Genomic DNA, 22,548 nt, shown 5'->3' on the forward strand with positions numbered 1-22,548 from the left:
CTGCGTCAGGAGAGCTCGCCGGCCTCCAGAAGGTCGGTGACGAGGGCGGCGATGGCGGAGCGCTCCGAACGCGTCAGGGTGACGTGCCCGAACAGGCCGTGACCCTTCAGCGTCTCGATGACCGAGGCGACGCCGTCGTGTCGCCCGACGCGCAGGTTGTCCCGCTGCCCGACATCGTGAGTGAGCACGACACGCGAGTTCTGTCCGATGCGGCTCAGCACCGTCAGCAGGACGTTGCGTTCCAGGGACTGCGCCTCGTCGACGATGACGAACGCGTCGTGCAGCGAGCGCCCGCGGATGTGCGTGAGCGGCAGCACCTCGAGCAGCCCCCGCGCGAGCACCTCCTCGAGGACGTTGCCCGACACGACCGAACCGAGGGTGTCGAACACCGCCTGGCCCCACGGCCCCATCTTCTCGGCCTGGTCGCCCGGCAGGTAGCCGAGCTCCTGCCCGCCGACGGCGAACAGCGGCCGGAAGACGATGATCTTCTTCTGCTGCTGCCGCTCGAGCACCGCCTCCAGCGCCGCGCACAGCGCCAGCGCCGACTTGCCGGTCCCGGCGCGCCCACCGAGCGAGACGATGCCCACCTCGGGGTCGAGCAGCAGATCCAGGGCGATGCGCTGTTCGGCCGACCGGCCGTGCAGCCCGAAGGCGTCGCGGTCTCCGCGCACCAACCGGTACTCGCCCTTGCCCGTGACGCGTCCCAGCGCCGAACCTCGCTCGGAATGGATGACGAGCCCGGTGTTGATCGGCAGGCCCCGGACGGCCTCGCTGACGCCCACCTCGGTCTCGTAGAGGTCGGAGATCTCGTCGCCCGAGAGGTCGATCGAGGCGATACCGGTCCAGCCGGAGTCCATCGCCTGCTCGGCGAGGTACTCCTCGGTGGCCAGCCCCAGCGATGCCGCCTTGACGCGCATGGGCAGATCCTTCGACACCACGGTGACCTCGGCGCCGTCGCGGGCGATGTTCATCGCGACCGCGAGGATGCGGCTGTCGTTTCCGCCGGTGCGCATGCCCGAGGGCAGCACCTGGGGGTCGGTGTTGTTCAGCTCGACGCGGAGCGTGCCGTCGTCGCCGACCGGAACGGGGAAGTCGAGGCGGCCGTGCTCGATACGGAGTTCATCGAGGTGACGGAGGGCCTGGCGGGCGAAGTACCCGATCTCGGGGTCGTGCCGTTTGCCCTCGAGCTCCATGATCACCACGACGGGGATCACCACGGAGTTCTCCGCGAAACGGAAGAACGCCCGCGGATCGCTCAACAGGACGGAGGTGTCCAGGACATATGTGCGCAGGGCCTGCTCGGCGTCTGCTGCGGACTCGGTGCTTTCGACGACGTGACGCTGGTCGTACGGTGCTCGTGCAGTCACAACCCACTCCCGATCCGGGTGGAACACCCGGTTGTCACGAGTCGACCTGTGGGTCACGAGTCGCGATCCGAAGGTCGACTCGACCGGACTCCGTGTCCGATGTGATCACCGTACGACGCCGCGGGGACCAGTCGGGTCGTTAACACGCCGCGAATGTGACGAGTTGGTGAACACCGGTTTGACGCGGTTCTGCCGCCGGAGATCGTTTAGTCCCGGATGCCGTCCCCCCGGCGCTACTGCCCGAAGCGCCGGTCGCGCGTGGCGAAGTCGCGGATCGCGCGGAGGAAGTCCACCTCGCGCAGGTCCGGACCGAGCGCCTCCACGAAGTAGAACTCGGAGTGGGCGGACTGCCACAGCAGGAAGTCGCTCAGGCGTTGCTCCCCCGAGGTGCGGATCACGAGATCGGGGTCGGCCTGGCCACCGGTGTACAGGTGCTCGCCGATCTGCTCGGGGGTGAGACTCGCGGCGAGTTCTTCCAGGGACCCGCCCGATTCGTCGTGCTGGGCGATGATCGAGCGAACGGCATCCACGATCTCGCTGCGCCCGCCGTACCCGACGGCGAGGTTGACGTGCAGGCCTTTGTGTCCGCGGGTGCGCTCGGTGGCCTCGTGCAGGACGTCGGCGAGCTCGGGGGGGAGACCCTCGACGCGGCCGACGTGCTTGACCCGCCAGTCGGGCTCGCGCGAGAGTTCTCCGGCGAGCTCGGCGATGATCTCGAGCAGATCCTGCAGCTCCTGACTGTCGCGCTTGCGCAGGTTGTCGTGCGACAGCAGGTAGAGCGACACGACCTCGATCCCCAGATCGTCGCACCAGCGCAGGAACTCGTGCATCTTCGCCGCACCCGCACGGTGGCCGTGGGCGGCGCTGTCGAAGCCGAGCTGACGAGCCCAGCGGCGGTTGCCGTCGATCATCATCGCGACGTGGTGCGGGACGTTCGCGGGGATCTGGCGCCGCAGTCGCGAGATGTAGAGACGGTAGAGCGGTCCACGCCCCTCGTTCTTCCACATCCGCGCCACCCGCCTACGCTACCGCGTCGCGCCCCGCACGACACGGCGGGAAGGGGCGATCCTTGCTGGGGGAAGGGTGAGCGTCGCCGCATGTTCCGCCCGGAGCATGGGTGCGGACGTAGGGTCGGAACCGTGACCCCCACCGCGCCGGCCGACGGCCCCGAGATGCCGCAGCTCCCCCTGCTCGAGGCGGGCGCCGTGGGCGCGCAGGCCGAGCTCAAGCCCACGTGGCGGGGATGGATCCACGCCGGCACGTTCCCCGTCGCGATCGCCGCGGGCATCGTCCTGATCGCCCTGGCCCAGGGAGCACCCGCCAAGTGGGCGGGAGCGGTGTTCATGGCCACCTCGATGCTGCTGTTCGGCAACTCGGCGCTGTATCACCGGTTCCACTGGAAGCCCAAGACCCTCGCGGTGCTCAAGCGCATCGACCACGCGAACATCCTGCTGCTGATCGCCGGTACCTACACGCCCCTCGCGGTCCTCGCGCTGCCCACGCCCCAGACCGTGCTGCTGCTGTCGATCGTGTGGGGCGGTGCGCTGCTCGGCATCCTGTTCCGCGTCTTCTGGATCAACGCCCCGCGCTGGCTCTACGTCGCGCTGTACCTCGCCCTGGGGTGGGCGGCGGTGATGTACCTCGGCGACCTGCTCGCGGCGAACGTCGCGATGATGGTGCTCGTGGTCATCGGCGGTCTGCTCTACACCGCGGGGGCGATCGTCTACGCGATCAAGAAGCCCAACCCGTGGCCGGGGCACTTCGGCTTCCACGAGATCTTCCACGTGTGCACGGTGCTGGCGTTCCTCTGCCACTGGACCGCGTGCCTGCTCATCTCCCTCGCGCCGGCGTACCACGGCGGCTGACCGGGCGCCACGTCACGCGCGAGCCGCCAGGAGTCGTCGCTTCCGCGCCGCCTGAGGCGACGTTCGCTGGCGATTCGTGCGGGGGAAGAACCTCGGATGCCGGCGCCGCTCAGCGGCGCGGAGCGACCGGGTCGGCGTCCCCGTCGTCGCGCCGCGCCGCGATGGCCCGCTCCTCGGCATCCAGCTCCGCGTTGACCTCTTCGCGATAGCGTCCCCGCCGGATGCGACGGAGCATGTCCCACACGAGCAGGAACACCGCCAGGGCGATGAAGGCGATCGCGGCGAAGCCGAGAGGGCCGGGGGTGACGATCGATTCGTCGGGGGTGACGACCGGGGAGGGTGTGGTCGCGAGCGCGACGATCACGGGGAGCATGGAGTCCTTCTTCCGGGCGGAAGCGCGTAGCCTGGAAGTCCAGCCTAAAGCCCGGAGACACCATGACGACCCACGCCCAGCTCGACGACCGCTACGGGCGGACACGCTCCCCGCGGCGCCGCATCGCGGGGTGGACGGTCGTCGCGGTCCTCGCCCTCGGCGCGATCGGCTTCCTGGCGTGGACGACGGTGTCGAGCACCCTCAACGCCGTGACGGCGACCGACACGGGCTTCACCGTGATCGACGACCGCAGCGTGTCGACGACGTTCCAGATCACCGCGCCGGTCGGGCAGCCCGTCGCCTGCGCGATCGAAGCGCGCGATGAGGAGCACGGCACCGTCGGCTGGAGGGTCGTGCAGTACCCTGCATCCGAGGAGCACACCCGCGCCTTCACCGAGCAGATCCCGACGCTGTCGCTGGCGACGACCGGTTTTGTCAACGCTTGCTGGGTCCCGTAGACTCCCAGGTCACGACGCGCCCCGGCTCGATGCCGGGGCGTTCGACATATCCCCCGCCGACGGCCTCGCACCGCACCGCCGTCAGCGCCTCGACGAAGGAGTAACCGTGTCCAACGACGCTCAGGTGACGTTCCTCACGCAAGACGCCTACGACCGCCTGGCAAACGAGCTCGAGCACCTCTCGACCACCGGTCGAGAAGAGATCGCCAAGCGCATCGAGGCTGCGCGCGAAGAGGGCGACCTCAAAGAGAACGGCGGCTACCACGCGGCGAAGGATGAGCAGGGCAAGCAGGAGGCCCGCATCCGCACGCTCCAGCAGCTGCTGAAGGACGCCAAGGTGGGCGAGGCCCCCGAGAGCCACGGCGTGGTCGAGTCGGGCACCGTCGTCACCGCGATCGTGGCCGGCGGAGAAGAGAGGTTCCTCCTGGGCAACCGCGAGATCGCGGCCAACTCCGAGCTCGACGTCTACAGCGAGGCATCCCCTCTCGGTGCCGCCATCATGGGCCTGAAAGAGGGCGACAAGGGCTCGTACACGGCCCCCAACGGCAAGGACATCTCGGTCGAGATCGTGAAGGTCGAGACCTACTCGGGCCAGTAAGCGCCCCGCGTCCGCGAGCCGCTCCCCCGCGACGGGGTGGGCGGCTCGCGGCGTTTCCGGCGGCCGACGCCGTCGCAACCTCCGCGATGTGCACATCCTCCGCTCGATTGCCCGCGGTCCCACGGAGGTTGCGCGCATCGCGGAGGTTCTGCACGCGGCGGAACGTCAGTCCGGAACCACCGTCGCCACGAAGCCCGCGTCCTCGAGCGTCGCGATGACCAGGGCGCGATGCTCCGCACCCCGGGTCTCGACGCTCAACTGCAGGATGACCTCGCTGATCTGCAGGCCCTGCCCGTGCCGGGTGTGCAGCACCTCGATGACGTTCGCGCCCACCTGGGCCAGCAGTTCCGAGACGCGCGCGAGCTGGCCGGGGCGATCGGGCAGCGGGATCCGCAGCGACATGTAGCGACCGGATGCCGACAGCCCGTGCGCCACGACGCGCTGGAGCAGCAGGGGGTCGATGTTGCCGCCCGAGAGGATCGTCACGGTCGGTCCGCTGGCCTTCACCTTGCCGGCGAGGATGGCGGCGACGCCGACGGCACCCGCGGGCTCGACGACCTGCTTCGCGCGCTCGAGGAGTACGAGGAGGGCGCGGGCGATGTCGTCCTCGGTCACGGTGACGACCTCGTCGACGTACTGACGGATCAGCTCGAAGGGCAGGTCACCGGGCCGCGCGACGGCGATGCCGTCCGCGATGGTCGGCGTGGTCTCGACCTGCAGGGGGTATCCCGCGGCCAGCGATGACGGGTACGCCGCCGAATTGTGCGCCTGCACGCCGATGACGCGCACCCGCCGCCCCTCTGCGGCCGCGCGGGCCTTGACGGCGGCCGCGACCCCCGCGGCCAGTCCTCCCCCGCCGATGCCGACGATGACGGTCTCGAGGTCGGGCATGTCCTCGACGAGCTCGAGGCCCAGGGTGCCCTGCCCCACGACGATGTCGCGGTGGTCGAACGGGTGGATCAGCACCGCGCCGGTGCGCTCGGCGAACTCCGCGGCCAGTCGCAGCGGGGTCTCGACGGTGGCGCCCTCGAGGATGACGTCCGCACCGTATCCGCGCGTGGCGAGCAGTTTGGGCACGGGCACGCCCAGCGGCATGAAGATCGTGGCCGACATGCCCAGCTGCTGGGCGGCGAGGGCGACGCCCTGCGCGTGGTTGCCGGCGGACGCTGCCACCACGCCGCGCGCACGCTCCTCGGCGGTCAGCCGCGAGAGGCGGTACGTCGCCCCGCGGATCTTGAACGAGCCGGTGCGCTGCAGGTTCTCGAGCTTGAGGTTGACCGGCACCCCGAGCAGGTCGGTCAGGTGCAGCGACTCGTCGAGGGGCGTGCGCGTGATGATGCCGCGCAGAGCCTGCGCGGCATCCTCGAACTCGGCCAGAGTGGGTGTGTCGTTCATGATCCCCTTCCGCGCTCGCGCGGGACGGTCTGCCAGATGAGATCTCGGGATGCCAGGACCTCGCCCTCGTGCTGCCACGCCTTCGAGCTGAGGTACACGGCGACGACGTTGACGAAGGCGGCCAACGGGACGGCGAACAACGCGCCGGCGATCCCCCCGACCATCGCCCCTCCCGCGACGACCAGGACGACCGCGAGCGGGTGCACCTTGACCGCCGAACCCATGAGGATGGGCTGCAGCACGTGGCTCTCGATCTGCTGCACCGCGAGCACCACGATCAGCATGAACAGGGCGATCAGGGGGCCGTTGTAGACCAGGGCGATGAAGACCGCGAGGGCGCCGGTGGCGACGGCGCCGACGAACGGGATGAACGCACCGAGGAACACCAGGACCCCGATCGGGATCGACAACGGTACGCCGAGCAGGAACGCACCGAGACCGATGCCGACCGCGTCGATCGTGGCGACCAGCAATTGGGTGCGCGCGTAGCTCTTGACGGTGCGCCACCCGGCGCGTCCGGCCCCGTCGACGGCCGGCCGGGCCACCCGGGGGAACAGACGGGTCGTCCAGCGCCAGATGCCGCCGCCGTCGGCGAGCAGGCACAGCAGGATGAACAGGGTCAGCAGCACGCCGGTGGCGACGTGTCCGATGGTGGTGCCGATCGCGAGCGCCCCGGTCCACAGCACCTCCGCCTGCTGCTGCAGGAATGCGCCCGCCTGACGCAGGCCGTCGTCGATCTGCTGCGCACTGAGGTGAAGGGGGCCGCTGATGAGGTAGTCCCGCAACTGCGACACGGCATCCACGGTCCGCTCGCGAACGGAGCCGAACTCTCGTGTGATCTGCCACACCGCCAGCCAGACGAGACCCGAGATCACCGTGATCGTCGTGAGGACGGTGATCACGATCGCGAGCCACTTGGGCCAGCGGTGGCGGACGAGGAATGAGAAGCCGGGCCACACCAGCGCGGTCACGAGGATGGCGACGAGAAGCGGGATGACCAGCAGCTTCAGCTGGATGACGAGGAACACCACGACCGCGAGAGCCGCAGCGATCACCAGCAGGCGCCATGCGTAGGCCGTTGCCTGCCGCAGAGCCGGGGGGACGGGCGGCTGCAGATCGCTCGAGACGGTGCGCCGTTTCAGGGCGTCGAGGAACGATCCGCGAGGTTCGGGATCGGGACCGCTCATCCCGTCAGCCTACCGTCGCGGTCCCCCCGGTTTCGCCGGGCGTGTCGGTGGTCGCCGCTAGCGTGGCATCCATGACCCTGACGCTTCGTCGCGCCGATGCGCGACGCATCGCCCTCGCCGCGCAGGGCTTCGCCCGATCGCGCCCCACCCGCGTGGGAACGCGGCAGATCACGTCGTCCCTGCAGCGCATGCGCCTCCTCCAGATCGACTCGGTCAACGTCTTCGCCCGCTCGCATTACATGCCGCTGTTCGCGCGGCTCGGTGCGTACGACACCGCGCTGCTGGATGCGCTCGCGTTCGCGCCGCGTCCCCGCTGGGTGGAGTCGTGGGCGCACGTGGCCTCGCTCATCTGCGTCGAGGACTGGCCGTTGCTGCAGTTCCGCCGCGACGAGCTGCGCGCGAAGTACGGGCGCGACGCGTGGGCCGAGGCGAACCAGCCACTCCTGCAGTGGCTCCGCGATGAGCTCGCGGATCGTGGGCCCCTGCGCCCGGCCGAGATCGATCACGACGCGCGCAGCGGGTCTCGCGGGTCGTGGTGGGGCTGGGACGACGTCAAGAACGGCCTGGAGCGTCTCTGGCTGTACGGCGACGTCGCGATCGCCGGGCGCCGGGGATTCGAGCGGCGTTACGCCCTGGCATCCGATGTCCTGCCCTCGTCGGCGCTCGAGACCACCGTGCCCCGAGAGCAGGCGATCGCGGAGCTCGTCCGCAGGGCGGCGCTCGCCTACGGCATCGCCACCGCCGCCGACCTCGCCGACTACTGGCGCATCCGCGATCGCCGCGCGGTTCTGGCCGCCATCGACGGCTTGGTCGATGAGGGCGAACTGATCCCGGCCCAGGTAGAGGGCTGGCTCGTCGCCGGCCGCCCCGCTCGCGCGTGGCTGCACCGCGACGCCGCGCGTCCGCGACGGGTCGATGCCACGGCGCTTCTGACCCCGTTCGACCCCGTCGTGTGGTTCCGCGACCGTGCCGAGCGGTTGTTCGACTTCGACTATCGGATCGAGATCTACACGCCGGCGGCGAAGCGTCGGTTCGGCTACTACTCGCTGCCCGTCCTCGTCGGCGACGACGTGGTCGGGCGCGTGGATCTGAAGAGCGACCGCGCCGCCGGTGCGCTGCGGGTCCAGTCCGCCTGGTGGGAGCCCGGGGCCCCGGCGGATGCCGCTGAGCGCATCGGCGACGAACTACGCGCCGCCGCGACCTGGCAGGGTCTCGATCGCGTGAGCGTATCGCGGTGGGGCGACGCGGCCGACGCGATCGCCGGGGCCCTGCGCGCCGAGCGCCATGAACACCCGGACGGCCGCTCGAACTGACCCGTGGGTTCCGGCATCCCGAAGACGGCGGCGCCCCTCCGCCGAAGCGAAGGGGCGCCGCCAGGTGTCAGAACTGCACGCGTGGGGGTTCCGAGATCGCCGCCCCGTCGACGACCTCGAAGAACTCGCGCTCGTGGAAGCCGAGTCGACGTGCGAACAGGTTGTTGGGGAACACCTTGATCTTCGTGTTCAGCTCTCGCACGCCACCGTTGTAGAAGCGGCGCGACGCCTGGATCTTGTCCTCGGTGTCGACGATCGACGACTGCAGCTGCAGGAAGTTCTGGCTCGCCTGCAGCTGGGGATAGGCCTCAGCGACGGCGAACAGCGACTTCAACGCCTGTTGCATGTGCCCCTCGGCGATGCCGGCTTCGGCGGGGCTCTGCGCCGACAGCGTCTCGGCGCGAGCGCGGGTGACGTTCTCGAACACGGCCTTCTCGTGGGCCGCGTACCCCTTGACCGTCTCGATCAGGTTGGGCAGCAGGTCGGCTCGCCGCTTGAGCTGGACGGTGATGTCGCTCCACGCCTCGTCGACGCGCACGTTCAGGGCGACGAGGGCGTTGTAGGTGGCCCAGAGGTAGATGCCGGCGATCACCAGGACGCCGACGATCACGATGACCGGTACGAGCCACTCCCACATAAGTCCCCACACTTTCGCTCGAGAGGTTGCCCCTCAGTCTAACGGTGGGGTGCCCGGGGGTTTCCGAGGCTGGTCTCGACTCTCAGCGGATGCGGATTCGTCGGCCGACGCGCACGGTGGGCGATGTACCCCCGGTGGGACTCGAACCCACACTGAAGCGATTTTAAGTCGCCTGCCTCTGCCATTGGGCTACGGGGGCCCGTGATCCACCGTATCGCGGGGCGGGGGGCGGGTTCCTTCCGCCCGCGGCTGAGCAGCGCGAAACGGGGATGCCGCACCCGGGCACTTCGACACGACGAGACCCCCGCGCCCGGGGGCGCGGGGGTCTCGCAACGCGACGGATTACTTCGCGGCGACGGGCTCGGCCTTCTTCTCGGCCGGCGCCTCGGCCGCGGGTGCAGCGGGACGGGGACGAGCGGCGAACTCCTCGAACGCGGCGCGCGGCTGCTGCACGGCCTCGAGCGACACGACCTCGCGGCCGTGGACGAAGTTCTGCACCCAGTCGCCGACGACGCGGAACTTGCGCTCCCACGTCGGCATGGCCAGGCCATGGTAGCCGCGGTGGGCGAACCACGCGATGAGGCCGGTCAGCGCGATGTTCCCCGACTGGAACGCCCCGTTGTACAGGCCCAGGCCCGCGACGGCTCCGAGGTTCTTGTGGTTGTACTGCTTCGGCTCCTCGCCGCGCAGGACGGCGACGAGGTTCTTGGCCATGAGCTTGCCCTGGCGCACCGCGTGCTGGGCGTTGGGCACGCAGAAGCCGCCGACTCCCCCACCGGACAGGTCGGGCACGGCCGAAACGTCGCCGGCGGCCCAGGCGCCTTCGACCACCTCTTCGTCGGTGCCGACGCGCAGGTCGGGACGGGTGCGGATGCGACCGCGCTCCTCGACGGGCAGGTCGCTGCCGCGGACCACCGTCGGGTTCGCCATCACGCCGGCGGTCCAGATGATGAGGTCGGTGGGCAGCTGCTCACCGGTCGAGAGCTCGATGACGCCGTCGACGGCGCCCTTGACCTGCGTGTCGAGGTGCACGAACGCACCCTTCTTGGCAAGGTCGGCGAGCACCCATTCGCTGGTCTTCTGCGACACCTCGGGCATGATGCGCCCCATGGCCTCGATGAGGTGGAAGTGGGTGTCGTCGAACGACAGCGTCGGATACTGCTTCAGCAGCGAGGACGCGTAGGCGCGCAGCTCGGCGAAGACCTCGATGCCGGCGAACCCGCCACCGACGACGACGACGGTCAGCAGGCGGTCGCGCTCGGGACCGGCGGGCAGCACCGATGCCTTGTCGAAGTTCGACGTGAGGCGATCGCGGATGGCCACGGCCTCTTCGATCGTCTTGAGGCCGATCGCGTTGTCGGCGATGCCGGGGATCGGGAAGGTGCGAGAGACGGCGCCCGCCGTCACCACGATCTGGTCGTAGCCCTGCTCGACGGTCTGATCGCCGGCGATGGGCGTGATCGTCGCCGTCTTGGTCGCGTGCGAGATGGCCGTGACCTTGCCCGCGATGACGGTGGTGCGCTTGAGGTGGCGGCGCAGGCCGACCACGACGTGGCGGGGCTCGATCTCGCCCGCCGCGACCTCGGGCAGGAAGGGCTGGTACGTCATGTACGGCAGCGGGTCGACGAGCGTGACTTCGGCTTCGCCCCGCCCGAGGAGCTTCTCGAGCTTCCATGCGGTGTAGAAGCCTGCATAGCCCCCACCGACGATGAGGATTCTGGGCACGGTAGTGGTCACGATGGGAGGGACTCCTCGTTTGTGGTGCGGCTCGGCTCGCGGGAGGTGCGCGCCTGTCGGATTCGCCGGGCAGCAGCACTGACGCCGAGCGCAATCATTATAGCGGCCAGCGTTGCGCCCCCGAGCGGCAGCGATCCGTAGAGCACGCTATCGCGCGAGGGCAGCAATGGCGACCCCGGCGCCGGGGCGGCGTCGACCGGCGGGAGCGGCGGGACGACCACCGGGGTGGCGGTGGGTTCGGGCGTCGGCTGCGCGTCCGCCCGGCGATAGAGGCGGATCCACTCGTCGAGGCTGCCCAGCGGGTTCTCGCTGACCACCGGCACCTGCGCCGAGACCGCGCGGGCGGCATCCACCAGTCCGTAGCCGTAGAGCGGGTCGGGGGTCGCGGTCGCCCCGGCGGCGGGCGTGGCCGTGGTGATCAGGCGGTTGAGCACGTTGTCGGCGTCGAGCTCGGGATGCGCGGCCCGCACGAGGGCCGCGATGCCGGCGACGATGGGCGCGGCGCCGCTCGTGCCGTTCCACTGCACGAGTGTGCCGTCGGACGAGACCCCGATGAGCCGCTCGCTCGGCGCCGAGAGCCCGATCGTGATGCCCTGGGTCGAGGCGTCGTTGCTGGCGCGTCCGCTCGGGTCGACACCGCCCACGGCCAGGACGCCGGGGATGGTGGCCGGAGCCCCGACGCGGTCGGTCCCGCTGCCGCGGTTGCCGGCGGCCACCACGACGACGACGTCGCGATCGAAGGCGTACTCGAACGCCGAGTCCCAGCTGGGATCCCAGTCGAGCGTGTTCGTGGTGAGCGACAGGTTGATGACGGTCGCACCGTTGTCGACGGCCCACCTCATCGCCTCGGCGATCTGCTCGGTGAACGGCTTGGACGTCGTCGCGCCGAACCCGACCGAGATCGACAGCAGCTGCGCCTCGGGGGCGACGCCGATCATGCCGCGTCCGTTGCCCGTCCCGCGGGCGGCGGCGAGCGAGGCGACCCAACTGCCGTGGTTCGCGTCGACCGCGCCGACCGGGGTCCGTCCGTCCGGCGCGCCGACGCCCGAGACGTCGATGCCGCCCGCGACCGCTCCGCTGAACTCGGCCGGGCCGCGACCGATGCCCGTGTCGATGACGGCGATCGTCTGGCCGGCGCCGCGCGTGGTCTTCCACGCCTCGCGCACGCCGTACTGGTCGAGCCAGTACTCCCCCGCCCGGATCGAGTCGGTCGGGTCCTCGGGCACGGGGTCGGCGGGAGTCTGGGGAGCAGCCGTCGCGCCGCTCAGCACCGCCATGAGGATGACGGATGCCACGGCTGCGACGACACGCTTCATCCGCCCGCCCCGGGGCTCTCGCAGGCGCAGCGCTGCGGCGACCAGGTGGCACGCTCGAGAGCGCGGTCGCCGATCGGGTTCACGCCCGGGCCGGCGGCGAGCGCGTGCCCCGCCAGCGCGTGCAGGCATTTGACCCGCGTGGGCATGCCGCCGGCCGAGATGCCCGCGATCTCTTCGGGCTCGCCGTACGCGGCGCGATCACGCAGGTAGGCCTCGTGCGCACGCCGATAGGCGGCCTGCAGCTCGTCGTCCGCGGCGAGCTCGTCCGAGAACTCCTTCATGACGTGCCCGGCCTCGAGTACCGACATGGCGGCGGTGGCCGCGGGGTGCGTCAGATAGTAGAAGGTGGGGAACGGGCTGCCGTCGTCGAGCCGCGGCGAGGTCGCCACGACCGTCGGATTGCCGCAGACGCAGCGCGCGGCGATCCCGATCACACCGCGCGGGACGCGGCCGAGCTGCGCCTGGAGTACGGCGAGATCGGCATCGGATGCGGGAGGGAGCGTTGCGGTAGTCATCGTGACCAGGGTACCCGTGACGTCCGACACCGTGCCGAGCACCGTCGGGCGGCTCAGCCGGCGGGCGACGGGTCGCCGGGCGCCGGATCGGGGACACCGATCGTGGGCGTCTCGTGCACCGCGACCTGCGCCGCGCCCGAGGCGGCGACCGAACGCACGAGCTGCGCCATCCAGTCGGTGCGGGTCTGGCCGACATCATCGCTGACGTCTTCCTGCTCCTGGGGAGTCGCCGACGCAGGAAGGTCGTTGTCGATCAAGTAGACGATCTCGCCCGGGAACGTATAGCCGAGCCGCTCACGGGCCTGCGTGCGGATGTACGTCGGATCCGACCAGCGGTCGCGCTGCATCTGCAGGTCGGCCACCTCGGACTGGCTGAGCTCGACGGCGCTGCGCAGCGCCTGGATCTGCTGACGCTGGTCCATGTACGTCCCGACCGTCGGCACGAGCACGAACGTGCCGAGCACGACGAGACCCAGCATGATGACCACGAACCCCGAGATGCGCACGCGGCCGAGCCACTCGCGCACGTCGACCCCGCGGGGTGCGGGGCCGCGGCCGCCCGCCGGCCTCCCGGACGATCGAGCGGGAGGGGAACGGCGCGGCGTCTTCGCGCCGGTGGGGCCGGCGGATGCCGTCGGCCGGCGGGGAGGAAGCGTCGGTCTGTCCACGTCCATCCCCTTTCGTCCAGCCGACGCCGGGCGCCGGACCGGTGGTGAGTCTACGTCGCGGCGCCTGAGGAGACGGCGGGCACGCCGAGGGGTCGACGTCCCCGTCGTCCCGCGACCGCCCGACAGGATGCCCCCGCCCGCACGACGGAGGAGGGGGAGCCTTGCCGGCTCCCCCTCCTCGTCATCGGTCGCTCAGCCCTTGAAGCGGGGGAACGCCGAGCGGCCGGCGAAGACCGCGGCGGTGCCGAGGTCTTCCTCGATGCGCAGCAGCTGGTTGTACTTGGCGACGCGCTCGCTGCGCGCCGGCGCACCGGTCTTGATCTGGCCGGCGTTCACCGCGACGGCGAGGTCGGCGATGGTGGTGTCCTCGGTCTCACCCGAGCGGTGCGACAGCATCGAGGTGTAGCCCGAGCGCGTCGCGAGCGAGATCGCATCGAGGGTCTCGGACAGCGTGCCGATCTGGTTCACCTTCACCAGGAGCGAGTTCGCCACGCCCCGGTCGATGCCCTGCTGCAGGCGCTTCGGGTTGGTGACGAACAGGTCGTCGCCGACGAGCTGCACCTGGGAGCCGATGGCATCCGTCAGCTTCTTCCAGCCGTCCCAGTCGTCCTCGGCGAGGGCGTCCTCGATCGTGACGATGGGGAAGTTGGCGACGAGATCGGCGAAGTAGTCGACGAGCGTGTCGACGCTCCACTCCTTGCCCTCGACGGTGTACACGCCGTCCTTGTAGAACTCGGTGGCGGCGACGTCGAGGCCGACGGCGATGTCCGTGCCGGGGGTGAAGCCGGCCTTCTCGATCGCGCGGATGAGGAAGTCGAGGCCCTCGCGGTTGCTGGGCAGGTCGGGGGCGAAGCCGCCCTCGTCGCCGAGGCCCGTGTTGTATCCGGCGGACTTCAGCTCGCCCTTCAGCACGTGGTAGACCTCGGTGCCCCAGCGGAGGGACTCGCCGTAGGTCTCGGCGCCGATGGGGGCGAGGAAGAACTCCTGGAAGTCGATGCCGTTGTCGGCGTGCTCGCCACCGTTGATGACGTTGAACAGCGGGACGGGCAGCAGGTGCGCGTTCGGGCCGCCGAGGTAGCGGAACAGCGGCAGGTCGGCGCTGTCGGCGGCGGCCTTGGCGACGGCGAGCGAGACGCCGAGGATGGCGTTGGCGCCGGTGCGCGACTTGTTGTCGGTGCCGTCGGTCTCGATGAGGATCTCGTCGATGATGCGCTGCTCGCTGGCCTCGACGCCCTCGATGGCGGGGCCGAGTTCGTCGACGACCGCGGCGACGGCTTTGAGCACGCCCTTGCCGCTGTAGCGGCTCTTGTCGCCGTCGCGCAGCTCGTAGGCCTCGAACGCGCCGGTGGACGCGCCGGAGGGGACGGCGGCGCGCTGGACGATTCCGTCGTCGAGGAGCACCTCCACCTCGACGGTCGGGTTACCGCGCGAATCCAGGATCTCGCGCGCGTTGACAGCCTCGATAAGTGCCACGAAGGACTCCTCGTTGGTTCTTGAGTGGAAGAGGGCGGAGCGTCGTCGGTCCGTCGTCGAGTCTAGTGACCCGCCGCGTCGGACGTGGGGACGGATGCCGTGGCCTCCACCACGATGGCCAGGGCGATGCCGTCCCATCCCTTCCGGTCGAGGGTCTGCAGAGCCGTGGCGTCGAAACGCGGGTCCTCGCCCAGCATCTCGATGCCCCGGCGCGCGCCGCGCACCTTCGCATCCGCGGTGGCGGCGTCGACGACCTCTCCCCCGCGCACGACGTTGTCCAGCACGACGACCGTGCCGGGTCTGCCCAGCCGCGCGGCCCAATCGAGGTAGACCGTGTTGGATTCCTTGTCGGCATCCACGAAGACCAGGTCGAACGGCTCGCCGCCCTCGAGACCCGGGAGCACCTCGGTGCCGCGACCGCGCAGGATGTCGACCCGTGCCGAGACCCCGGCGCGCTCCAGGTTCGACCGGGCGATCGCGGCGTTGGCGGGTTCGGCCTCGATCGTGACCACCCGCCCGTCGGCGGGGACGGCGCGGGCGAGCCAGATCGTGGAGTACCCGCCCAGCGTGCCGATCTCGAGCACGCGTCGGGCGCCGGCGATCCGCACGAGCAGGTGCAGGAACTTGGCGTTGACCGGGGCGACCTCGATCGCGGGCAGGCCGGCGGCGTGCTGCGCGGCGAGCGCGGCGTCACCGTCGGGATCGGGTCCGACGAGGGTGTCGGTCAGGAACGCGTCGACGTCATCGTGGGTGGGCACCCCTCCAGAGTGGCGAGCGCGCGGCCGCCGGTCAACGCTCTGCGCGCAGGTGCGCCCGAGGTCCGGTCGTCGTCCTCCCGCTGTCCGGTACCGCCTCCAGCGCCGCGAGCACAGCGGGCAGCAGCGCTTCGGCCGTGCGGCGGTACCCCAGCGCGCTGGGGTGGAAGCGGTCGACGCTGAACATCTCGTCGGGGCGCTCGGCGAACACCGGTCCCACGGCCCTCGCGAGGGCGACGACACGACCGCCGGCGCGATGGACGGCGCCGGCCTGAGCAGCGGCCAGCTGCCGCGACGAGCGGGCGGCGAGCGCGCGCAGGGGCTGCGGGATCGCGCGGAGCGTGCCGAGGTCGGGGCAGGTGCCCACCACGACCGGGACGCCCCGCCCCCGCATAGCCGCCACGATCTGCTCGAGCTGCTCGGCCGAGCGTGCCACCGGGATGCGATGGGTCACGTCGTTGCCGCCCACCACGATGACGGCGACGTCGGGGCGGTACTCCGCCGGAAGCGCCGACACCTGCCGCTCCAGCGCCGAGGTCTCGGAGCCGACGATCGCGGCGGTACGCAGCCGCACGGGCCGCTCCTCGGCCCGGGCGATGCCCTTGGCCAGCCGAGCGCCGAGGGTGTCACGGCGGTGTGCGGCGCCCAGGCCCGCGGCGATCGAGTCGCCGAGCAGCAGCAGCTCCACCGGGCGGCCGGGATGCTTCTTCCGACGCCACACGCGGTCGGCGTCCAGCGCCTGTTCGCCGAGCGGTTTGCCGATGCGCCTGCGCGCGATCGCCGCCTGCCGGGTGATCAGGGTGCGCACTCCCACGGCGCCGGCGCCGGCGAGCGCGACCACCGAGGCGGCGGTCAGGGTCACGGGTCGACGCGTGCGCATCCTCCGATGACACCCGCCCGCGGTGAACGACCGGTGGCCGCGGCGTGACGGCGCGGCGACGCCGGGCTCCCGGCATCCTGAGTTCCGACCCGGTGGATGCCGGACCCGCTCACGCGAGCGGTTTCAGCTCCAGGGTCTCGGCGGTGGTGTCGGCGCCCACCGTCGCGAACGAGGTGTAGCCGTCCGCGGCCGACCGTTCGAGCAGGGCCTTCATGTTCTTGGCGCGCTGCTCCACGCGCACGCGTGCGCCGCCGGCCACCAGGTGCGCCTTGAGCGACAGCAGCGGCGCCAGCGCGACATCGCGGTCGTGGACGAGCACGACGGAGCGCTCCCCCTTGGGAGCCGCGTCCGGCAGCAGATCCACGATGCGCTCGAAGCCGATCGAGAACCCCACCGCCGGCGCCTGTTGTCCGAGGAAGCGTCCGATCATGCCGTCGTAGCGACCGCCGCCGCCCAGCGAGTAGTCGACGCTCGGGTGGGCGAGCTCGAAGATGGTGCCGGTGTAGTACCCCATGCCGCGCACGAGGAAAGGGTCGAAGACCAGCGGCGCCTCGTCTCCGCGCGCGGCGGCGACGGTCTCACCGAGCGCGACGAGGTGGGCCACCACGTCGTCCGGGATGCCGTCCGGCAGCGCCGCGCGGATTCCGGCGTCGTCGAACGACGGCGTCGTCGCCGGCCGATCGACGAAGGCGGCGAAGGCGTCGACCGCGGCGGCGCTGACGCCGCGGTCGCGCAGTTCGGCGACGACTCCGGCGGGGCCGATCTTGTCGAGCTTGTCGATCGTGATGAGCACTCCCGCGCGCTCGTCGGCGGCGAACCCGAACACCTCGAGCATGGCGTCGAGGGCGCGGCGGTCGTTGACGCGGATGACTCCGCCGGTGAGTCCGAGGGCGTCGAGCACGTCGAGGCTGGCCACCATCAGCTCGGCTTCGGCGCGCGAGGTGGCGTCGCCGATGATGTCGATGTCGCACTGCACGAACTGGCGGTAGCGGCCCTTCTGCGGACGCTCCGCCCGCCAGACGGGGGCGATCTGGATCGCGCGGAACACCGCGGGCAGCTGCGACCGGTGGGTGGCGTAGAAGCGCGCGAGCGGCACGGTGAGGTCGTAGCGCAGACCCAGGTCGGCGAGGTCGGCGGGATCGTCGGCCGCGGCGCGGATGCCCTCGGCATCCATCCCCCGCTTCAGGATGCTGAACGAGAGCTTCTCGTTGTCGCCGCCGAGGCCGGCGTGCAGGCGGTCGTAGTCCTCCATGACGGGCGTCTCGATCTCGTCGAAGCCGTGCGCGCGGTAGCGCTCGCGGATGACGGCGAGCACGCGCTCGCGACGTGATTTGTCAGCGGGGAGGAAGTCGCGCATGCCGCGCGGCGGGTTCACAGATGCCACCCGCCCATTGTTCCAGGCTCCTGCGGCGTCCACCGTCACTCGCGCGCGGTCCCGGGACCCGCCTCCGCCGCCTGCACCTCGGTACGCAGGGACCGCAGGCGCTCGCGCAGCGCGCGCTCGGCATCCCACCCCCGCGTGCGGGCGAACTGCACGAGGGTGAGCAGCGCGTCGCCCAGCTCGGCCTCGGTCTCGGGATCGGCCAGGTGATGCGTCGGTGCGCCCACCCCGACCTGAGCCGCCTTGCCGACGAGCTTCTGCGCGAGGGCCAGCGAGGGCATGTGCGCGCTCACGCCGTCGAGCACGCTCGTGCGCTCCTTCTTCTCGGCGGCCTTGGCGGCGTTCCAGTGCACCAGGACCTCTTCGGGGGTGGATGCCACGGCCCCGGCGAAGACGTGGGGATGACGCCGCACCATCTTCTCGGTCAGTCCGCGCGCGATGTCGTCGATGTCGAACGGGTCGTCCGTGTCGCCCGCGGCGATCTCGGCGTGGAAGAGCACCTGCCACAGCAGGTCGCCGAGCTCCTCGCGCAGGTCGGCACGAGTGCCGTCCTCGACCGCGTCGATGACCTCGGCGCTCTCCTCGACCAGATAGGGCACGAGGTCGCGGTGGGTGATGCGTTGCGTCCACACGCAGCGCTCACGCACCGCTCTCATCGTCTCGGCGGCTTCCCGCAGGGCGTCGTCGCTCACGGCCTCTCCCTCCGCGGGCCGGGTGGCGCCGCTCGCCATGAGTATCCCCCGCCCGGGCACCGGCGCGGTGGGCCCGTGCCGGAGTCCGCCCTTTCCCGTTCCGCTGCCGGGGCGCGCCCCGCCCGTGTCGCCGCCCGCGCTGCGACCGGTCGTTCGACCGCGGGCGCGAGACCGCAGATTCCGGATGTCGACCCCGAGGCCGCGAATCGCTGCGGTGCGGGCGCCCGGCAGCCGGATGGCTTCCGGTGATCGACCCGTCCGACCGGGTCGGCCCCGCGCGCGTGATCTGCGCGCAACAGGACGCCGATAATCTTGGGCGTGTGCGTGAACTGACCCCGACCGAGGCCATCGACCTGGTGGGCCGCTTCGAAGCCGGCCAGGAGCTGCCCGAACAGATGCGTGCCGACGTCCGTCTGCTCGGCTCGCTGCTGGGCCGTGTGCTGCGAGAGAGCGGCTCGCCCGGACTCTACGACGACGTCGAGCGACTGCGGACGGCGACCATCCAGGCCTACACCGATGAGACGTCCGAGGCGTTCGAACGGGCCGCGGCCATCGCCGACGGGTTCTCCATCGCCCGCGCCGATGAGGTGGCCCGGGCCTTCACGGCCTACTTCCACCTGGTCAACCTCGTCGAGGAGCACCAGCGCGTGCGGGTCCTCCGCGAACGCGGCGACCGTCCTTCGCGCAGCGGGACCCCCGACACCATCGCGGCCGCGTACGAACGACTGTCCAGCGAGGTGGGCGAAGAGACCGCCCTCGCCCGCCTGCAGGCCCTGCGCTTCCACCCGGTGTTCACCGCCCACCCGACCGAGGCGCGCCGTCGGGCGATCTCCACCAGCATCCGTCGTCTGTCCGAGCTGCTCGCCGAACACGACGACGCGGCTGGGAACGACACGAACGAGCGCCGCGCCGAGCGCCGCATGCTCGAAGAGATCGACACGCTGTGGCGCACCGCCCCGCTGCGTCGCGAGAAGCCGTCGCCCGTCGACGAGGTCCGCTCGGTCATGGCCGTGTTCGACGAGACGCTCTACACGGCGGTGCCGCGCGTGTACCGCCGGATCGACGACGTGCTCCAGGGCGAGAACGCCGGGGCCCGCGCTCCGATCGTGAAGCCCTTCGTCCGCGTCGGCTCCTGGGTCGGCGGCGATCGCGACGGCAACCCCTTCGTCACGGCATCCGTCACCCGCAAGGCGGCCGCGATCGCGAGCGAGCACGTGCTCCTGGGTCTGGAACGCACCACGCAGCGCGTGGGCCGCGGTCTGACCCTCGATGCCGAGACGACCCCGCCCAGCGACGCCCTGCTCGCGCTGTGGCACCGTCTGCGAGCGGCCGACGAGGACGCCGCCGCCGAGATCGCCGAGCGCTCGCCCGACGAGCCCCACCGCCGCATCCTGCTGCTGCTCGCGCGCAAGATCGCCGCGACCCGCACGCGCGATGCCGATCTGGCCTACCGCGACCCCGAGCACCTGCTGGCCGACCTGCGGACGGTGCAGGCCTCGCTGGTGGGCGGCGGCGCCGCCCGTCAGGCCTACGGCGCCCTGCAGCGTCTGGTGTGGCAGGTCGAGACGTACGGCTTCCACCTGACCGAGCTCGAGGTGCGCCAGCACTCCGCCGTCCACCGCACGGTGCTCGACGAGCTCCGATCCGGGGGTGCGCGCAGCGAGCTGGCCGAGGAGGTGCTCGAGGTCTTCCGCTCCATTGCCTTCGTGCAGGAGCGCTTCGGCCCGCGCGCCGCGGGACGCTACATCGTGTCGTTCACGCAGTCCGCGGACGACCTGGCGAACGTCCACGAGCTCGCGTCCTTCGCGATGGGTCCGGGCGAAGCACCCCCGATCCTCGACGTCATCCCGCTGTTCGAGACGTTCGCCGACCTGCAGGCCGCTCCCGGAATTCTGGCCGAGATCGTGTCGCACCCCGCCTTCGCCGATCGATTGGATGCCACGGGCCGCCGCCTCGAGGTGATGCTCGGCTACTCGGACTCCTCGAAGGACGTCGGTCCCGTCGCCGCGAATCTCGCGCTGTACGAGGCGCAGGCCGAGATCGCGACGTGGGCCGAGGCCGAGAAGATCGAGCTCACCCTCTTCCACGGTCGCGGGGGCGCCCTCGGCCGCGGGGGCGGACCCGCCAACTCGGCGATCCTGGCGCAGCCCCCGCACTCGGTGGACGGGCGCTTCAAACTGACCGAACAGGGCGAAGTCATCTTCGCGCGCTACGGCGATCCCGACATCGCCATGCGCCACATCGATCAGGTCGCGGCGGCGGTGCTGACGGCATCCTCGCCCTCGATCGAGCGCCGCAACCGCGGTGCGGCCGACGCGTTCGCCGACGTCGCCGCGACCATGGACCTCGCCTCGCGCGAGCGCTTCTTCGCCCTGGTCAAGGCGCCCGGATTCGCGCCCTGGTTCGCCACCGTCACCCCGATGGAGGAGCTGGGGCACCTCGCCCTCGGCTCACGCCCGGCGCGACGCGGGCTCTCGGTCGAGTCGCTCGAAGACCTGCGCGCCATCCCGTGGGTGTTCTCGTGGACGCAGGCGCGCATCAACCTGGCCGGCTGGTTCGGTCTCGGAACCGCTCTGGATGCCGTCGCCGACGAGCAGCGCCTGCGCGACGCCTACGAGCAGTGGCCGCTGTTCCGCACGATGATCGACAACGTCGCGATGAGCCTCGCCAAAGCCGACGAGCGCATCGCGCGGCGCTATCTCGCGCTGGGCGACCGCGACGACCTCGCGCAGCTCGTGATGGACGAGATGATCCTCACGCGCTCGTGGGTCGAACGCATCACCGGCGGTGACCTGCTCGGCAACAAGCCGGTGCTGCAACGGGCGGTGAAGATGCGCAGTCCGTATGTCGACGCGCTGTCGCTCCTGCAGCTGCGGGCCCTGCGCGCCCTGCGCGACGCGCACGGCGCGGATCCGACTCCGGATGCCGAGCACCAGCGCCTGCTGCTGCTGTCGGTGAGCGGCGTCGCGGCCGGGCTGCAGAACACCGGGTGAACGTTCGCCGCGATCGCGATGCGTCGGTTCCTTCTCCGGGACCGGCGCATCGCCGTGTCCGGCTGCCGGACGGAGGACGACGCTCTCAGTCGACGGGGACGTCCTGGGCGTGCCGGGCGAGGCTGCGCCCGTAACGCTCGGTCAACTGCACCATCAGATCGGGCGTCTGGCGGTCCAGACCGAACACGTAACCCGGGAAGTCGAGTTCTTTCTGCGCCGCCCAGATCTCTTCGTGCCGGTCCGGCGGCAGGATGAGCAGGGGGTCTCCGACGGCGACCCACGAGATCGGCACCACGGTGTCGGGCGGCAGGGTCGTTCGCACGTGGACGACCGCGTTGATGCGGACTTCGCTGCGATCACCGAGCTGCGCTCCGTTGAAGACACGCGTCCCCGTCGCGAGGAAGACCTCCTCACCGACGTCGGCGCCGGCGACGCTGGCCATCGGGCCGATGAGAGTGTGCGCGCCGATGTGAACGGCATGGGTCGAGCTCGCCCTGATCAGCGCGTTCTCCATCACGATCGTGTTCTCGCCCAGCACGATCGGAGTTCCCTCCGCCGTGAGCACCGCACCGTGGAGAACCTGGCATCCGGCGGCGATGGTCACGTTCCCGCTGATGACCGCCGTGGGGGCGACGACCGCGTCGGGGTGGATGCGGGGTTCGAAGCCCAAATGGGAGAAGAGCATGGCGTGTCCTTCCGGTGGGTGGGGACAGCGTAGCCCTGCGGGTCGTCGGCCGGCGAGCCTCGTCCGCCGGGTGTGGCGAAGCGCCGGCGCACACCCACCCGGTGTGAGGCACGGGGTGGGTGTGCCGGCGCGTGACCGTGTCCGGGACGTGACACGCCCCGGTACATGCGAAATGGCCACCCAGCGTTGGGTGGCCATTTCGTGTGAAAAGAAGTCCGGCGGTGTCCTACTCTCCCACAGGGTCCCCCCTGCAGTACCAT

At 71.0% G+C, this 22,548-nt stretch carries 21 protein-coding genes and 1 tRNA gene; 5 read left to right on the forward strand and 17 right to left on the reverse strand.

What is annotated here, in order from left to right; translation table 11 throughout:
• Nucleotides 1-5 precede the first annotated feature (5 nt).
• Together ACIPVB_RS14630 and ACIPVB_RS14635 are read right to left on the reverse strand one after the other, a co-directional pair.
• The gene (locus ACIPVB_RS14630; protein WP_400369837.1) at nucleotides 6-1,367 is read right to left on the reverse strand and encodes a PhoH family protein; all 1,362 of its coding nucleotides are present in this window, start codon (nucleotides 1,365-1,367) and stop codon (nucleotides 6-8) included.
• Nucleotides 1,368-1,600: 233 nt separating this feature from the next.
• Nucleotides 1,601-2,374 carry an isoprenyl transferase gene (locus tag ACIPVB_RS14635; RefSeq protein ID WP_400369878.1) on the reverse strand — a complete coding sequence of 258 codons (774 nt, stop codon included), beginning with the start codon at nucleotides 2,372-2,374 and terminating at the stop codon, nucleotides 1,601-1,603.
• Between the two features lie 165 nt (nucleotides 2,375-2,539).
• Between ACIPVB_RS14635 and ACIPVB_RS14640 the strand changes: the two genes are divergently transcribed.
• Entirely contained in the window at nucleotides 2,540-3,232 is a 693-nt protein-coding gene (locus ACIPVB_RS14640; protein ID WP_400369880.1) for a hemolysin III family protein, read from the forward strand.
• A 109-nt stretch (nucleotides 3,233-3,341) separates the two neighbouring features.
• Here the strand turns inward: ACIPVB_RS14640 and ACIPVB_RS14645 are convergent, their stop codons facing one another.
• Nucleotides 3,342-3,605: a hypothetical protein gene (locus ACIPVB_RS14645; RefSeq protein WP_400369839.1), complete on the reverse strand. Its 264-nt coding sequence runs from the start codon at nucleotides 3,603-3,605 to the stop codon at nucleotides 3,342-3,344.
• Between the two features lie 62 nt (nucleotides 3,606-3,667).
• Here ACIPVB_RS14645 and ACIPVB_RS14650 point away from each other — a divergent pair, with 62 nt between their 5' ends.
• Both ACIPVB_RS14650 and greA read left to right on the forward strand, forming a co-directional pair.
• Nucleotides 3,668-4,063 (forward strand): DUF4307 domain-containing protein, encoded by a 396-nt coding sequence (locus tag ACIPVB_RS14650; RefSeq protein WP_400369840.1) that lies wholly within the window; start codon nucleotides 3,668-3,670, stop codon nucleotides 4,061-4,063.
• Nucleotides 4,064-4,169: 106 nt separating this feature from the next.
• On the forward strand, nucleotides 4,170-4,661 hold the full coding sequence (gene greA / locus ACIPVB_RS14655) for a transcription elongation factor GreA (RefSeq protein ID WP_400369842.1): 492 nt from the start codon (nucleotides 4,170-4,172) through the stop codon (nucleotides 4,659-4,661).
• Between the two features lie 165 nt (nucleotides 4,662-4,826).
• Here the strand turns inward: greA and ilvA are convergent, their stop codons facing one another.
• On the reverse strand, nucleotides 4,827-6,056 hold the full coding sequence (gene ilvA, locus ACIPVB_RS14660) for a threonine ammonia-lyase (RefSeq protein ID WP_400369844.1): 1,230 nt from the start codon (nucleotides 6,054-6,056) through the stop codon (nucleotides 4,827-4,829).
• Nucleotides 6,053-7,243, reverse strand: a complete 1,191-nt coding sequence (locus tag ACIPVB_RS14665) for an AI-2E family transporter (protein ID WP_400369845.1) — start codon at nucleotides 7,241-7,243, stop codon at nucleotides 6,053-6,055. Before ACIPVB_RS14665 ends, ilvA begins: the two co-directional genes overlap by 4 nt.
• Before the next feature lie 71 nt (nucleotides 7,244-7,314).
• On the opposite strand from ACIPVB_RS14665, the gene ACIPVB_RS14670 reads away from it, so the two are divergent.
• Nucleotides 7,315-8,556, forward strand: coding sequence for a winged helix-turn-helix domain-containing protein (locus tag ACIPVB_RS14670; RefSeq protein WP_400369846.1), 1,242 nt, complete (start codon nucleotides 7,315-7,317; stop codon nucleotides 8,554-8,556).
• A gap of 67 nt (nucleotides 8,557-8,623) precedes the next feature.
• Here the strand turns inward: ACIPVB_RS14670 and ACIPVB_RS14675 are convergent, their stop codons facing one another.
• From ACIPVB_RS14675 to ACIPVB_RS14725, 11 genes are all read right to left on the reverse strand, one after another.
• A complete protein-coding gene (locus ACIPVB_RS14675; RefSeq protein WP_400369848.1) occupies nucleotides 8,624-9,193 on the reverse strand; it encodes a LemA family protein in 570 nt (189 codons plus the stop codon).
• Between the two features lie 126 nt (nucleotides 9,194-9,319).
• A tRNA-Leu gene (locus ACIPVB_RS14680) sits at nucleotides 9,320-9,392 on the reverse strand.
• A 143-nt stretch (nucleotides 9,393-9,535) separates the two neighbouring features.
• Nucleotides 9,536-10,930, reverse strand: a complete 1,395-nt coding sequence (locus ACIPVB_RS14685) for an NAD(P)/FAD-dependent oxidoreductase (protein ID WP_400369849.1) — start codon at nucleotides 10,928-10,930, stop codon at nucleotides 9,536-9,538.
• Nucleotides 10,927-12,246, reverse strand: a complete 1,320-nt coding sequence (locus ACIPVB_RS14690; RefSeq protein ID WP_400369850.1) for a S8 family serine peptidase — start codon at nucleotides 12,244-12,246, stop codon at nucleotides 10,927-10,929. The genes ACIPVB_RS14685 and ACIPVB_RS14690 overlap by 4 nt, the downstream gene beginning before the upstream one ends.
• A complete protein-coding gene (locus tag ACIPVB_RS14695) occupies nucleotides 12,243-12,761 on the reverse strand; it encodes a DUF501 domain-containing protein (protein ID WP_400369851.1) in 519 nt (172 codons plus the stop codon). Before ACIPVB_RS14695 ends, ACIPVB_RS14690 begins: the two co-directional genes overlap by 4 nt.
• Before the next feature lie 53 nt (nucleotides 12,762-12,814).
• Entirely contained in the window at nucleotides 12,815-13,288 is a 474-nt protein-coding gene (locus ACIPVB_RS14700; RefSeq protein ID WP_400369852.1) for a septum formation initiator family protein, read from the reverse strand.
• Nucleotides 13,289-13,621: 333 nt separating this feature from the next.
• Nucleotides 13,622-14,902, reverse strand: coding sequence for a phosphopyruvate hydratase (eno, locus tag ACIPVB_RS14705; protein WP_400369853.1), 1,281 nt, complete (start codon nucleotides 14,900-14,902; stop codon nucleotides 13,622-13,624).
• Nucleotides 14,903-14,964: 62 nt separating this feature from the next.
• Nucleotides 14,965-15,660: an O-methyltransferase gene (locus ACIPVB_RS14710; protein ID WP_400369855.1), complete on the reverse strand. Its 696-nt coding sequence runs from the start codon at nucleotides 15,658-15,660 to the stop codon at nucleotides 14,965-14,967.
• Between the two features lie 31 nt (nucleotides 15,661-15,691).
• Nucleotides 15,692-16,519, reverse strand: a complete 828-nt coding sequence (locus ACIPVB_RS14715; RefSeq protein ID WP_400369856.1) for an SGNH/GDSL hydrolase family protein — start codon at nucleotides 16,517-16,519, stop codon at nucleotides 15,692-15,694.
• Between the two features lie 127 nt (nucleotides 16,520-16,646).
• Nucleotides 16,647-17,894, reverse strand: a complete 1,248-nt coding sequence (hisS, locus tag ACIPVB_RS14720; RefSeq protein ID WP_400369881.1) for a histidine--tRNA ligase — start codon at nucleotides 17,892-17,894, stop codon at nucleotides 16,647-16,649.
• 62 nt (nucleotides 17,895-17,956) lie between these two features.
• Complete coding sequence (locus ACIPVB_RS14725) at nucleotides 17,957-18,649, reverse strand: MazG family protein (protein WP_400369857.1); 693 nt, start codon at nucleotides 18,647-18,649, stop codon at nucleotides 17,957-17,959.
• A 281-nt stretch (nucleotides 18,650-18,930) separates the two neighbouring features.
• On the opposite strand from ACIPVB_RS14725, the gene ACIPVB_RS14730 reads away from it, so the two are divergent.
• Complete coding sequence (locus ACIPVB_RS14730) at nucleotides 18,931-21,603, forward strand: phosphoenolpyruvate carboxylase (RefSeq protein WP_400369858.1); 2,673 nt, start codon at nucleotides 18,931-18,933, stop codon at nucleotides 21,601-21,603.
• An 85-nt stretch (nucleotides 21,604-21,688) separates the two neighbouring features.
• On the opposite strand, the gene ACIPVB_RS14735 is transcribed toward ACIPVB_RS14730, so the two are convergent.
• Nucleotides 21,689-22,288 (reverse strand): gamma carbonic anhydrase family protein, encoded by a 600-nt coding sequence (locus ACIPVB_RS14735; protein WP_400369859.1) that lies wholly within the window; start codon nucleotides 22,286-22,288, stop codon nucleotides 21,689-21,691.
• Nucleotides 22,289-22,548 lie beyond the last annotated feature (260 nt).

This window comes from Microbacterium sp. NPDC090007 (assembly GCF_044748345.1).
Classification (GTDB): Bacteria; Actinomycetota; Actinomycetes; order Actinomycetales; family Microbacteriaceae; genus Microbacterium.

Excerpts from the sequence above, each read along its gene's own strand:
- ACIPVB_RS14735 (WP_400369859.1), bottom strand. The coding sequence starts at position 22,288 with ATGCTCTTCTCCCATTTGGGCTTCGAACCCCGCATCCACCCCGACGCG.
- ACIPVB_RS14645 (WP_400369839.1), bottom strand. The coding sequence starts at position 3,605 with ATGCTCCCCGTGATCGTCGCGCTCGCGACCACACCCTCCCCGGTCGTC.
- ACIPVB_RS14635 (WP_400369878.1), bottom strand. The coding sequence starts at position 2,374 with ATGTGGAAGAACGAGGGGCGTGGACCGCTCTACCGTCTCTACATCTCG.
- ACIPVB_RS14670 (WP_400369846.1), top strand. The coding sequence starts at position 7,315 with ATGACCCTGACGCTTCGTCGCGCCGATGCGCGACGCATCGCCCTCGCC.
- ACIPVB_RS14650 (WP_400369840.1), top strand. The coding sequence starts at position 3,668 with ATGACGACCCACGCCCAGCTCGACGACCGCTACGGGCGGACACGCTCC.
- ACIPVB_RS14725 (WP_400369857.1), bottom strand. The coding sequence starts at position 18,649 with ATGGCGAGCGGCGCCACCCGGCCCGCGGAGGGAGAGGCCGTGAGCGAC.
- ACIPVB_RS14695 (WP_400369851.1), bottom strand. The coding sequence starts at position 12,761 with ATGACTACCGCAACGCTCCCTCCCGCATCCGATGCCGATCTCGCCGTA.
- ACIPVB_RS14675 (WP_400369848.1), bottom strand. The coding sequence starts at position 9,193 with ATGTGGGAGTGGCTCGTACCGGTCATCGTGATCGTCGGCGTCCTGGTG.
- ilvA (WP_400369844.1), bottom strand. The coding sequence starts at position 6,056 with ATGAACGACACACCCACTCTGGCCGAGTTCGAGGATGCCGCGCAGGCT.
- hisS (WP_400369881.1), bottom strand. The coding sequence starts at position 17,894 with ATGCGCGACTTCCTCCCCGCTGACAAATCACGTCGCGAGCGCGTGCTC.
- ACIPVB_RS14690 (WP_400369850.1), bottom strand. The coding sequence starts at position 12,246 with ATGAAGCGTGTCGTCGCAGCCGTGGCATCCGTCATCCTCATGGCGGTG.
- ACIPVB_RS14665 (WP_400369845.1), bottom strand. The coding sequence starts at position 7,243 with ATGAGCGGTCCCGATCCCGAACCTCGCGGATCGTTCCTCGACGCCCTG.
- ACIPVB_RS14640 (WP_400369880.1), top strand. The coding sequence starts at position 2,540 with ATGCCGCAGCTCCCCCTGCTCGAGGCGGGCGCCGTGGGCGCGCAGGCC.